Source organism: Stenotrophomonas sp. RIT-551 (assembly GCF_026241915.1).
GTDB lineage: Bacteria > Pseudomonadota > Gammaproteobacteria > Xanthomonadales > Xanthomonadaceae > Stenotrophomonas > Stenotrophomonas bentonitica_A.
On the sequence record NZ_JAPJIU010000007.1, the window covers coordinates 63,200 to 76,142 of the forward strand.

Here is a 12,943-nt window from a genome sequence, read left to right on the forward strand (position 1 = left end):
CATGTCTCACTCAACCGCGTGCGATCACCAGATCACAACGCGCTTGTCGTCGGCCCGCACCATCGCATCGCCGGCCTTGCACTCGAACGCCTGCGCGTACGCCGGCATGTTCGACGGCGCACCGTTGGCACGGAAGTTGGCCGGGGCGTGCGGATCGGTGTTCAGGCGCACGCGCAGCTCGCCTTCATTGAAGTTGCGGCGCCACACGGTGGCCCAGTTCATGAAGAAGCGCTGGTCCTGCGAATAGCCGTCGACCTCGACGTTGGCCTTCGGGTCTTCCTTCAGCGCCATCTGCAGCGCGTCGTACGCCACGGTCAGGCCACCCAGGTCGCCGATGTTCTCGCCCAGGGTCAGCTTGCCCTTCACGTTCACGCCCGGCAGCGATTCATAGCCGTCGAACTGCGCGACCAGCTGGTCGGTACGCTGGGTGAAGGCGGCACGGTCGCTGTCGGTCCACCAGTTGTCGAAGTTGCCGTTGGCGGCGAACTGGCTGCCCGAATCGTCGTAGCCGTGCATCATCTCGTGGCCGATGACCGCACCGATGCCGCCGTAGTTCAGCGCCGGATCGGCCTTGGCGTCGAAGAACGGCGCCTGCAGGATCGCCGCCGGGAACACGATCTCGTTCTTGGTGGCGTTGTAGTAGGCGTTGACGGTCTGCGGGGTCATGCCCCACTCGGTCTTGTCCACCGGCTTGCCGATCTTGTTGAGCATGTAGCGGTAGTTGAACGTGCGCGCGGCCTGCATGTTGCCCAGGTAGCTGTCGCCGTTGGTTTCCAGGCCCGACCAGTCACGCCACTTGTCCGGGTAGCCGATCTTCGGGGTGAAGCTGGCCCACTTCTCCAGCGCCTTCTTGCGGGTGTCTTCGCTCATCCACTCCAGCTTCTCCAGGCGCGCCTTCAGCGCCACCGAGAGGTTCTCCACCAGGTGCTGCATCTGCACCTTGGAGTCGGCCGGGAACACGGCGTCGACATACATCTGGCCCAGGCCTTCGCCGATGGCGCCGTTGACCGACTCCAGCACGCGCTTCCAGCGCGGCTGCATTTCCTTCTGGCCACGCAGGGTGGTGCTGTAGAAATCGAAGTTGGCCTTTTCGAAGGCGCTGCTCAGGTACGGCGCAGCGTCATCGATGGTGTGGAAGCGCAGGTAGGCCTGCCAGGTGGCCGCCGGCACGTCGGCCAGCATCTTGTCCACTTCCCCGAAGAAGCCCGGCTGGGCCATCGAGAACTTCTGCGCGGCCGGCACCTTCAGGGTGTCGAACAGCGCGGTCCAGCTGAAGTTCGGGGTCAGCTTGTCCGCGTCCGCGGCGCTGACCGGGTTGTATCGCTTGGCCGGGTCACGCATTTCGATGCGCGACATCGAGGCCTTGGCCAGGCGCGTCTCGAAGTCCATCACGGCCTTGGCCTGGGTCTTGGCCTGCTCGGCATCGACGCCGGACAGGGTCAGCACCTGGGCGATGTAGGCAACGTACGCATCGCGGATCTTGGCCTGCGAATCGTCGAAGTAATAGCCCTTCTCCGGCAGGCCGAGGCCGCCCTGGCCGACATAGGCGATGACGTTGGCCGAGTCCTTGTAATCGGCGTTGGCGAACAGCGAGAACAGCACGCCCTGGCCCACCGCCTGGCTGTCGCGCAGGTACTGGGTGATGGCGGCGGTGTCGTTCAGCGCGGCGATCTTGTCCAGCTGCGGCTGCAACGGGGTGATGCCGGCGGCCTCGATCTTGGCTTCGTCCGAACCGGTCTTCCAGATGTCACCGATCTTGGCTTCCACCGTGCCGGCCTTGGCCTGGCTGGCGGCAGCCTGCTGGACCAGCGCGTGCTGCACTTCCAGCGAGCGCTCGCGCAGGATTTCGAAGCTGCCCCAGGTGGTCTGGTCGTTCGGGACCGGGTTGGCCTTGAGCCACTTGCTGTTCACGAACCCGTTGAGGTCGGTACAGGCGGCGATGGCGGTGTCCAGATCGGCATTGTTGAGCGAGATCAGCGCGGTCTTGATCTGCGACTGATCGAATGCCGGCTTGGCATCGGCAGTGGCGGCAGGCGCGGTATCGGTCTTGCCACAGGACGCCAGCGACACGGCGATGGCGGCGGTCAGGCCCAGCGGGACCAGCTTGGAAAACTTCATTCGACTCTCCGGCTACAGATGGATGCATCACCCGGATCACGGGCAATCGGGCAGCGTAGCGCGGGAGGGGCCGGGGCGGACCGGCCAAAGGTCACACCATCGCGCAGCGGTAGAGCTACCCCATGGGTGGCTGCAGGACGCCGGCGTCGCGTGCAGCCCCCCATGGGGTGGCCCTGCCCGCGGGGGTAAAGAAAGGCCGGCTTGCGCCGGCCTTTCGTTGTTATTTCGCCTTGCCCTGGTTCGCCACGGCCTCAGCCGCCTTGCGCGCCGCTTCCGGGTCGCCCAGGTAGCGGAACGACTGCACGGTCAGGTCGTCGTTGAGTTCAAACAGCAGCGGGATGCCGGTCGGGATGTTGAGCTCCAGGATGGCTTCCTGCGAGACGTTGTTGAGGTACTTGTACAGCGCGCGCAGCGAATTGCCGTGGGCGGTGACCAGTACGGTCTTGCCATCCTTCAGCTGCGGGGCGATGGAATCGAACCAGTACGGCAGCACGCGGTCCAGCGTGGTGGCCAGCGATTCGGTGCCCGGCAGCGCGTTGCGGTCCAGGCCGGCATAACGACGGTCATGGATCGGGTGACCCGGGTCTTCGACGTCCATCGCCGGCGGCGGGATGTCATAGGAACGGCGCCAGATCTTGACCTGGTCCTCGCCGTGCTTGGCCGCGGTCTCGGCCTTGTCCAGGCCCTGCAGGCCGCCGTAATGGCGCTCGTTCAAGCGCCAGCTCTTGCTGACCGGCAGCCAGTCCTGGTCCAGCTCGGCCAGGGCGCCCTGCAGGGTGTGGATGGCGCGCTTGAGCACCGAGGTGTGCGCGACATCGAACTGCAGGCCTTCTTCACGCATCAGGCGGCCGGCGGCGGCAGCCTCGCGGCGGCCCTGTTCAGTCAGTTCCACGTCCACCCAGCCGGTGAAGCGGTTGTCCAGGTTCCACTGGCTCTGGCCGTGGCGCAACAGTACGAGTTTCCGGGTCACTGCAGTATCTCCGACAGATGGCAAGGCAGACCCGCATTGTAGCGGCAACCCTGCCCTGCCCGTCCGCCGTCGGGCCGCCCGTGGCGCTCAGGGATGCGGATGCCCGTGATGGCCCTGCGCGTCCGGTGCGGCGCGCCGGCTGTCGTTGCTGCCGTGTGCGTGGCTGCCGTGTGCATGGCCGGCATGATCGTGCGTGGCGTGGTCATGCCCGGCATGGTCGTCGGCATGCGGGTCACGCGGGGTGCCGACGCTGCAAGGGTCGCCGCAGTGGTCCGTCTCGATCTGCAGGGTCACGTGGTCGATGCCGTGCTGCTCGTGCAGCCGGGTGCCCAGCTCGCGGCGCAGACGGTCCGCATCCACACCGGCCCCCATCACCACGTGCGCGGTCAGTGCCGGGGTACTGGAGGCCAGCGCCCAGACGTGCAGGTCGTGCACATCCACCACCCCATCGTGCGTACACAGGGTGCTGCGCACCTCAGCGACATCCATGCCCTTGGGCACGCCTTCGAGCAGCACGTTGATCGCCTCGCGCATCAACACCCAGGTGCGCGGCAGCACCCACAGGCCGATCAGCACGGCCAGGATCGGATCGATCGGTTTCCAGCCGGTCCAGCGGATGAGCAGCGCGCCGAGAATCACTGCGACCGAGCCCAGCATGTCCGCCCAGACTTCCAGGTAGGCCCCCTTGACGTTGAGGCTCTCGCCGCTGCCAGCACGCAGCAGGCGCATCGAAATCAGGTTGATGACCAGCCCGAATACCGCGATCACCAGCATGCCGGTGGAGGCGATCTCCTGCGGCGCGCGGAAACGCTGCACCGCCTCCCAGAGAATGTAGCCAGCGACCACGAACAGCATGCCGCCGTTGATCATCGCGCCGATGGCCTCCAGCCGCGCATAGCCATAGGTGCGCTTGGCATCGGGCGGGCGTCGGCTGAGCCGGACCGCGACCAGCGCGATCATCAGCGCGAGGGTGTCGGTGGCCATGTGCGCGGCATCGGACAGCAGTGCCAGGCTGTTGGTCCAGAACGCGCCGGCCACCTCCACCAGCAGGAAAGTGGTGGTCAGGCCCAGCGCCCACCACAGCGGCTTCTCGTGGCGGATCTCGCTGGGCAGATGGTCGTGGTCGTGACCCATGAAAGCTCTCCTGGACAATGCCGGCAGGTTAAGCAGCGCCTCGCGCGGAGACTATTACACTTACCGCAGCGTTCAGTTTGCAATTCAATAACTACAGCGCCCGGCCGCTACCTCTCGACGGCCTGTGTGGCGGGAAGACAATCGTGCATAACGTTCCAAATCTTGATGAGGCCAGCCAACCGCTGGCGCTGGCCTGGGCCGATACGCTGGCGCGGACGCCGGCGGCGGCGGCGACACTGCTGGCTGGCCTGTCGGCGGAGAGCCCGCCCGGGCTGGCCCACCATTTCTACGACGTGCTGCTCGAAGACCCGCGCGCCAGCCGCTTCCTCTCGCACGACCAGGTGCGGCTGCGCCTGAAGCCAGCGATGCAGCGCTGGCTGCAGCAGATTCTCACCGCTACCCCGGACAGCATCAACGCGCTGGTCGCCGCCCAGCGCGTGATCGGTGACGTGCATGCCCGCGTGGGCATTCCGGTGGATCTGGTGGCCCGCGGTGCGCGTGTACTCAAGCATCGCCTGTTCGACCGCATCATCGCTCAGGCCGACGAAAGCGCGACCGCCTTCGCGGCGATCCACTGCCTCAGCGCCTCGATGGACATCGCGCTGGAAGGCATGACGCTGGCGTATACGCACGCACGCGAGCGTTCCTCGCGGACGGATGCGGCTTACCGCCTGTTCTCGCTGGTGCAGAACGTCAGCACCGAGCGCGAACGGCAGCGTGCCCTGCTGCTGGATTGGGAAAACGCCCTGCTCTATGCGATGGCCAGCCAGAATGCCGAGGCCGAGCTCACCGGGCTGGCCCAGTCCGAGTTCGGCCTGTGGTTTACCCACAAGGGCATTCCCAGCTTCGGCGAAAGCAGCGAAACCGGCCAGGTCGGCGCGCTGGTGGCCGCGGTCGATACACAGCTGCAGGAAGCCTTGGCGCATGCTGATTTCGCGGCGCGCTTCGGCGCATTGCAGGGGATCCGCGAGCGGCTGGCGCAGATCCGCACGCTGATGGGCATGTTGTTCGAACGGATCGGTGAGCTCGATGCCGGCAGCGATGCACTGACCAACCTGCTCAACCGCCGCTTCCTGCCAACCGTGCTGCGCCGGGAGATCGAACTGGCCAATTCCACGCAGACACCGTTCTCGGTGTTGCTGCTGGATCTGGATCACTTCAAGGCGATCAACGACGCGCACGGACACGATGGGGGCGACCGCGCCCTGCAGCACGTGGCCGCCCTGCTCGGCCAGCTTACCCGCGGCAGCGACTACCTGTTCCGTTATGGCGGGGAGGAGTTCGTGGTGGTGCTGGTCGCCGCGACTGCCGCGCAGGCCGAGGTGATCGCCGAGAACCTGCGCAAGCACATCGCGCAGAGCCCGGTGCAGCTGGCCAACGGCCACAGCTTGTCGTTGACCACCAGCATCGGCGTGGCCGCACACGATGGCCACCCCGATTACGAGCGGCTGATGGCACGCGCCGATGCAGCGATGTACCAGGCCAAGAAGCGGGGCCGTGACCAGGTGGTAGTGGCTACCGACGCACTGCCCGACGCCCCGGGCCGGCAGGCCCTGCAGCGCGGGTGATCCCGCCGGGGCGGATGCCGCCCCCTCATCCGCCTGTTGCGGCAACAGTGGCTGACCAATGGCGCATGCCTGGCGTGCCCGGTGCGGCGTAGCATCGCGGTACTGCCGTCCGCTACAGGAACCTCCCGATGTCGATCCGCCGCGCCCTGACCCGCCCTGCTCTGCTGCTGCTCCAGTCGGCGCTGCTGATCACACCGATGCTGGCCACCGCACGCGAGGTGGCGGCGCCAGCCGAGCACGTCGATGCCGATGGTCCCTATGTGTTCCGTACCGCCACGGGGCTGGAGGCAGCCTGGGTGTGCAAGGACCATGTGATCCGCCGCGAGCTGCCGGCGGGCGAACAGGCCACGATGGTCGCGCCCGAATGCGGCTATCCGCACCCGCTGAGCGTGCTGCCACCACGCACGGCGGAGGTCGCGCGCTTCCCGGCCACGCCGCGGATCGTCGCGCTGTCGGACATCCATGGCCAGTACGGCCTGCTGGTGAAACTGCTGCGGGCCCATCACGTGATCGACAACGACGACCGCTGGTCGCTGGGTGATGCCACGCTGGTGGTGGCCGGGGATGTCTTCGATCGCGGCCCGCAGGTCACCGAGGCGTTCTGGCTGCTGTACAGCCTGCAGCAGCAGGCCGCAGCCGCCGGCGGTGCGGTGCACTTCGTGCTCGGCAACCACGAGACGATGGTGCTCTACAACGACCTGCGCTATGTCAATCCGAAGTACCTCAAGAGCGCGCAGCTGCTGGGCCGTTCCTATCCCGCGCTGTATGGGCCGGATTCGACGATCGGCCAGTGGCTGCGCACCCGCCCGGTGCTGCTGCGCATCGGCGATACCCTGTTCCTGCACGGCGGCATCGCCCCGGAGAACCTGGACCTGGTGCGCAACATGGAGGCCACCAATGCCGGCTACCAGGCGGCGGTCGGTCTGCCGAAGGAGCAGGTCAAGGCTGCACCGGACACCGCTCGCCTGTTCGATGGCAAGACCAGCCCGATCTGGTACCGCGGCTACTTCGATGGCCGCATGGACACCGCCCAGGTCGAGGCCCTGCTCAAACAGCTCGATCTCACCCGCATCGTGGTCGGCCACACCTCGATGCCGCATGTCAGCAGCTTCCACGGCGACCGCATCATCGCCATCGACAGCAGCATCAAGAACGGTGAGAACGGCGAACTGCTGTTCATCGAGAACGGTACGCTGAGCCGCGGCCTGCTCGATGGCTCGCGGGTGCCGCTGGCCGAAGGCAGGATGGGCGAGAGCGACTGACCGGGCGTTGCCTGCCGGTCAGCCCGTCCGCGTCAGCGCGGCTTGTAGATGCGCGAGACCATCCAGCCACCGTGGCTGCGGAAGCGGCCGCTGTCGCCGGTCAGGGCGAAGCGAAGGGCGACCACCGCGGCGCGCCCCCGCGAACAATGCCAGTCGCGCGCTTTGCCGTAGGCCTTGCGGAACGCACGGAACGGGCCGCGTGCCTGCATGATGTCCAGCTCGGCGTCATGGAGGTCCATGGCGTCGGCCGGGGCTGCCGGCGGAGGCGCGGCAGTGCGGCTGGCATCGGGATGGAGATGGTCTGACATGGCTTCCCTTCGATCAACGAGGCCCGGAATCGGCCTCCTGATCGATAAACCGTGAAAACCATCACAAACCTATCGCGTCCCGGCCAGCTCCCGCGCATGGCCGCCATCGAGGCGCTGTTCCAGCACGGTGATGCGGCCGAGGAACTCCGACGTCGGCGCCAGTTCCTGCAGGTGCGGCCGGGCCCGGGCGATCTGGGCGCGGGCACCGGCGGCATCGCCGTTGGCGTACATGGCCTCGGCCAGCGGGATGCGCCATTTGGCGGTGGCCGTGGAATCGGCGCCGTAGAAGCCGGTGAACGTCTCGACGAGTTGCGCCGACAGCGGTACCGCGGCAGGATCGCCACGGCGCTGGGCCAGCAGCGCCTGCTGCATCTGCAGGCGCAGTTGCAGCCACGGTGGCAGGCCGGGATGGTCCTGGCCGAATGCGGCAAGGGCACGGGCGGCCTCGGCCAGTTGCCCGGCACGGGTCAGCCATTCGATCTCGACCAGGCGCAGTACCAGCAGCTGGGGCGACTCGGGCGGCAGCTCGCGTCGCCACAGGGCGGCCACCTGCTGCAGCGGTGCCTGCGCCTCGGCCGTGCGATCGGTGCGCAACAGCAACCGGGCCAGCACCATCTCCACGTCGAGTGTGTCGGCGTGCCCGGGCCCGAGCAGCGCCCGATAGCGCGCCAGCGCGGCGCGGTAGTTCTGCTCGGCCCGCGCATAGTCGCCGCGCGCTTCCTCCATCAGCCCATGCGCGTACTGCTTGACCGCGTAGGCACGGCTGTCCACGCCATCGACGGCGGCGCTGGTCTGCAGGCTGTTGCGGAAGTGCTGATCAGCGGCCTGGTAACGGCCCAGGTCCAGGTACTGGCCCGCCAGCGCGGCTTCGGCCGAGGCGGTGTAGCTGCTGCCTGCGCCGAACATCTGCCGGGTCAGCGCGAAGCCGCGCTCGGCCAGTGCCAGCGCTTCATCGATACGACCCTGGTTGAGCAGGGTCGAGGACAGCGCGCGGAGGACCCGCTGGTACTCCGCCCCCTGCACACCCTGTTCGCGGGATGCCTCGGCCATGGCCTGGCGCAGAATCGCTTCGGCCTTGTCCAGCTCGCCCTGGCTGCGGTACAGATCGCCCAGGTTGGCCATCGTAGCCAGGGCGCCGCGCTGCAGCGGTGCACGGTTGCCGCCCCGGCTCAACGCCAGCGCAGCGCGGAAGGACTGCTCTGCGGCAGCCGGCTGCTCCAGCCGCGCCTGGGCCTGGCCGCGGGCGTTCAAGGCCTTCAGTCGTACCACCGGATCATCGTCCTGCTCCAGCAGCGCCAGTGCGTGCCCGGCACTGGCCAGCGCCTCCTTTTCCTGCCCCGCGCTGAGCAGCTGCACGGCCAGGCTGGCGCGCGCGTCGGCGATCTCGTGCGGCGCGGCGCCGGTGCGCACCAGGCCATCGACACTGTCGCGCAGCAGGGTCTGCGCATCGAGGGGTTGACCAAGATTCTGGTAGGCGCGCCCCAGCGCGGCCTGCATGCGTGCGCGCAGCGCGGGCGACACGGTAAGGTCATGCGCGAGCCGTCGTGCACCCAGATCGAGAACTTCGCGCGCGGTCATCGGCGTGCCGTTGCGCAGGCCCGGATCGGCTGCGTCGAACGCGGCCACCAGCACATCGGCGATGCCTGCCGCGGCGGCCGCATTCTGTTCGGCCTGGTGGCGCGCCTCGCTCAGCCGCAGCACGAAGGCCAGCACCATCACTGCCACCAGCGCGACGATCACACTGGCGCGCCATTGCCGCCGCAGCAGCAGGCGCGCGCGATGCCAACGGCCTGGCCGCCGCGCACGCACCGGCCGATGGGCCAGATGCCGTTCAACATCCTCGGCCAGCGCTTCGGCGGAGGCATAACGTTCGGCCGGATCCGTGGCACGGGCCTTGCTGGCCACCGCCAGCAGGTCGGCAGGCACCCTGCGCACCGGTGGCGGTGTGGGCTGCAGCAGCTGCTCCAGCATCACGCCAAGACTGTAGACATCGCCCACCACGCTGGCCGGGCGCCCCGCCAGCCGCTCGGGGCTGGCATAGGCCGGAGTAAGGAATGGCGCGCTATCTTCGGCGTCACCCAGCAGATGCGCGATGCCGAAATCCAGCAACACCGGCTGGCCGTCGGCCCGCACCAGCACATTGCCGGGCTTGAGGTCGCAATGCACCACCGACTGCGAATGCGCGGCCTGCACCGCGCGGCAGATCTGCACGAACAGCCGCAGGCGGGCGGCCAGGTCCAGCGTGCCGCAGGCCCGGTCGAGCGGCTCGCCCGGTACGTATTCCATCACCAGATAAGGCTGCCCACCCTCGGCCACGCCAACATCGTAGAGCCGGGCGATATGCGGATGCTGCAGATCGGCCAGGATCTGGCTTTCACTGGCCAGCCGGGTGGCCAGCAACGGATCGTAGGCCCGGCGCATCAACTTGATCGCCACTTCGCGCCGGTACAGCGCATCGGCGCGCTCGGCCAGGAACACCACGCCCATCCCGCCAACGGCGAGCAGGCGGCTCAACCGCCACGGCCCCAGCCGCTGCCCGACCAGTGCGGCTGGATCGTCCATCGCGGCCATCACCGCCGCCAGCGCCTGCTCGATACCGCCCAGGTCTGCCGTCTGCGCACGCAGCAGCTGCAGGGTTTCGTCGATCGTGGCCGGGTCGTCACAGAGCTCATGCAGGGCCGGACGCCAACGCGCCTCGGGCAGGTCACAGACCGCGTCGAACAGCCCGCGCACGCACTGCCAGTGACCGGCCTCACTCATGCGCGCGTGGCCGGTCCGGCCAGGTGGCGGTTCAACCACGCCTTGGCGAACCGCAGGTCGCGATCGACCGTGGGTACCGAGACATCCAGCGCCAGGGCGATCTCTTCGCGGCCCATCCCGCCGAAATACATCCATTCCACCGTACGGGCGGCACGTTCATCCAGTCGTGCGAGTGCTTCCAGCGCGCGATTGAGCGCCAACACCTCCAAGGCGTCATGGTCCGTGCTGGCTTCCCGATCGACATGGGACAGGGTCAGGTTGACCACGCCACCGCCGCGTTTGGAGGCGGCCATCGCGCGCGCGTGGTCGACCAGGACGCTGCGCATCTTCAGGGCCGCCAGGGAAAGGAAGTGGACACGGTCGCGGTAACCGACCTCGCCATCAATCATCCGCATCAGTGCTTCGTGCACCAGCACCGTCGGCTGCAGCACGCCATCCTGGGGCGTGCCCAGGCGCGCCACGGCCATGCCACGCAGCTGCGTATACAGCAGTGCAAGCAGCTGATCGCGGGCGGCGATGTCGTGCTGCTCGCTCCAGCGGCGCAGCAGGCGGGTGACATCCTGGCGTTCGGCCGCAGGCGGTGTCGCATCAAAAGGCATGTGGGGCGGGTCCGTGCATCACAGCAGGCGATCAGCCTGCAGTATCGCCGATCCCCCTCCGCATGCAGAGGGGGCCGCGGTGATCCCCGGTCACCGCGGCACCGGAACCGGCCTACTTCCCGCGCTTGGACAGAGTCTCGCGCAGCGTTTCCAGCCGCGTGGAGAGATCCTTCAGCGCGCTGCTGCCCTTTCCGACCAGCCAGGACATTTCCTCTTCGACGAAACCGCTACGGCTGCGTTCGGTGTCCGGCAGCGGCGGCAGGATGTGCGCGAAGTAGGTCTTGTCCAGCACGCGCCGGAGCAGCCGCTCACCGGGGAAGGGCTCGTTGTTGTTGAGCGCACGCGCGGCCTTGACCAGGTTGCGGATGTCGTACTGGGTCGGGCTCAGGTCCGGCACCTGCTTGGGCAGGTCCAGCAGCGTATACACCGCCACCCGCGCGGTACGCACCGAGCTTTCCATGGTGAACACCACATCGTTGCGGGTCTCCACGAACTGGCCGAGCAGGCCCAGGTTGGTGCAGCCCCTGGGCACGACGTGTGGGCGATCGCCAGCAGCGCGCGGCATGAACTGCGCGGTGATGTACGGCATCAGCGCGGTGCGCACCTTGGTGTTGGCAGCGATCTCGTCAAGCTGGTCGACGATGCCCAGGTGGTAGCACAGCTCGGCCAGGATCTCGCGGCCGGTACAGGCCGGCATCGGCTTGGCCACGTGGTTGCCGTTCTGGTCCATCAGCAGCGCATACACCCACACCACCAGCACGTCCCTGGGCTGATCGACGAAGTGCGGCTGCCGGTTCACGGTGAAGCTCAGCACCCAGTTGGAGTCGGTGAAGGTGATCACCCCACCGGTCACGGTCCTGCCCGAGTATGGGTCGTTGACCGAGAGCGCCTTGATCTTGTCCACCAGCGGCGAGGGCCGGCAGGTCAGCGTGGCCGACTCCCACATCGAGCGGTCGATATCGCCATGGAATTTCGCCGGCTTGCCGAAGATCGGCGACTGCGCGGCGAGGTTGTGCCACAGCGCCCAGTCACTGTCCTGCCCGGGTGTTTCGCGGGGGCGCTTCAGCACCGGCACCGTGTCCATGTCGCCGTAGGCGGTGCCCTCGGTCATCGAGCCGGTCAGCGCGAACACCAGATCGCCCTGCGCAACCGGCAACAGGGTGTCGTTGCCCTCCACGCGGCAGCGAAGGCCGATGACGGTACGCGTCTCCCCCTCCACGCGCATGTCCAGGTCATACACCCGGGTGCCGAAGGTGACCTGCACACCCTGCTCGCGCAGCATCTTCACCAGCGGTTTGACGAAGCTTTCGTACTGGTTGTACTTCGGGAACACCAGCGCGGACATGTCGTTCAATCCGTCGATGGCATCCAGGAACCGGTGCATGTAGAGCTTCATCTCCAGCAGACTCTGCCAGTTCTCGAAGGCGAACATCGAGCGCCAGAAGAACCAGAAATTGCTCTGCAGGAAGCCGTCGCTGAAGTAGTCCTCGATGGTCACATCGTCGAGGTCTTCCTTGCGCTTGAGCATGAGCTTGACCAGTTCCCACTGCTGCGGCTTGCTCAGCCCGAACGTGGAGAAATCCTGGATCTTCCCCTGCTGGTGCATCAGCCGGGCCTTGGAGTAGTTCGGGTCGTTGTCGTTCACCGCCCGGTACTCGTCGAGCACGCTGTAGCCGGCGGGCAGCTCCAGCGCCGGCACATCCTGGAACAGATCCCAGAAGTTGTCGTAGTTCCAGTTCATTTCGCGCCCGCCGCGAACGAGATAACCCTGCTCGGGGTCGCCGGCGCCATCGAGCGAGCCGCCTTCGATGTCCAGGCTGTCGATCAGGGTGATGTTGCCTGCGGGCATGCCGCCATCGCGGATGAGGTAGAACGCGGCGGCCAGGCCGGCGATGCCGGTGCCGATGATCCACGCCTTGCGTGTCGCCACCCCCTCCGGTGCCACCGGGCGGTTGCGCATGTAGGCGCCCATCATGTCCGGCGGCGGCAGCGTGTTCTCCGGCCGGTTGGACCAGTAGCCACCCGTTGCGTCGGGTTCGTTGTCGATCACCGTCGCGCGGTGCACGTTCTTTTCCTCGGCAGCCATATCTCCACTCCTTATTCGATGGACCCACGGGAGGCACCGGATGACCCGGCGCCCGGCAGCACGGCTTCCCTACCGCTCGCGGCCCCCTCCTGGCACCGCGCTGCACACCGCGATGGTACGCACCCCACCTGTGACGGC

9 protein-coding genes are annotated in these 12,943 nt (G+C 67.4%); 2 read left to right on the plus strand and 7 right to left on the minus strand.

What is annotated here, in order from left to right; genetic code table 11:
* Window positions 1–24: 24 nt before the first annotated feature.
* The 3 genes from ORK51_RS10395 to ORK51_RS10405 all read right to left on the minus strand — a co-directional run bounded on the left by ORK51_RS10395 (window position 25) and on the right by ORK51_RS10405 (window position 4,222).
* Window positions 25–2,118, minus strand: a complete 2,094-nt coding sequence (locus tag ORK51_RS10395; protein ID WP_046272079.1) for a M13 family metallopeptidase — start codon at window positions 2,116–2,118, stop codon at window positions 25–27.
* 220 nt (window positions 2,119–2,338) lie between these two features.
* A complete protein-coding gene (gpmA, locus tag ORK51_RS10400) occupies window positions 2,339–3,088 on the minus strand; it encodes a 2,3-diphosphoglycerate-dependent phosphoglycerate mutase (protein WP_046272080.1) in 750 nt (249 codons plus the stop codon).
* A gap of 87 nt (window positions 3,089–3,175) precedes the next feature.
* Complete coding sequence (locus tag ORK51_RS10405; RefSeq protein ID WP_266084852.1) at window positions 3,176–4,222, minus strand: cation diffusion facilitator family transporter; 1,047 nt, start codon at window positions 4,220–4,222, stop codon at window positions 3,176–3,178.
* 143 nt (window positions 4,223–4,365) lie between these two features.
* On the opposite strand from ORK51_RS10405, the gene ORK51_RS10410 reads away from it, so the two are divergent.
* Both ORK51_RS10410 and ORK51_RS10415 read left to right on the plus strand, forming a co-directional pair.
* Window positions 4,366–5,790, plus strand: a complete 1,425-nt coding sequence (locus ORK51_RS10410) for a diguanylate cyclase (protein ID WP_266084853.1) — start codon at window positions 4,366–4,368, stop codon at window positions 5,788–5,790.
* Window positions 5,791–5,918: 128 nt separating this feature from the next.
* Window positions 5,919–7,052, plus strand: coding sequence for a metallophosphoesterase (locus ORK51_RS10415; protein ID WP_070426897.1), 1,134 nt, complete (start codon window positions 5,919–5,921; stop codon window positions 7,050–7,052).
* A 32-nt stretch (window positions 7,053–7,084) separates the two neighbouring features.
* Here the strand turns inward: ORK51_RS10415 and ORK51_RS10420 are convergent, their stop codons facing one another.
* The 4 genes from ORK51_RS10420 to ORK51_RS10435 all read right to left on the minus strand — a co-directional run bounded on the left by ORK51_RS10420 (window position 7,085) and on the right by ORK51_RS10435 (window position 12,805).
* Window positions 7,085–7,360 (minus strand): hypothetical protein, encoded by a 276-nt coding sequence (locus tag ORK51_RS10420; protein ID WP_266084854.1) that lies wholly within the window; start codon window positions 7,358–7,360, stop codon window positions 7,085–7,087.
* Window positions 7,361–7,429: 69 nt separating this feature from the next.
* Complete coding sequence (locus ORK51_RS10425) at window positions 7,430–10,120, minus strand: serine/threonine-protein kinase (RefSeq protein ID WP_266084855.1); 2,691 nt, start codon at window positions 10,118–10,120, stop codon at window positions 7,430–7,432.
* On the minus strand, window positions 10,117–10,719 hold the full coding sequence (locus tag ORK51_RS10430) for an ECF-type sigma factor (RefSeq protein ID WP_266084856.1): 603 nt from the start codon (window positions 10,717–10,719) through the stop codon (window positions 10,117–10,119). Before ORK51_RS10430 ends, ORK51_RS10425 begins: the two co-directional genes overlap by 4 nt.
* Window positions 10,720–10,831: 112 nt before the next feature.
* A complete protein-coding gene (locus ORK51_RS10435; RefSeq protein WP_266084857.1) occupies window positions 10,832–12,805 on the minus strand; it encodes an oleate hydratase in 1,974 nt (657 codons plus the stop codon).
* Window positions 12,806–12,943 lie beyond the last annotated feature (138 nt).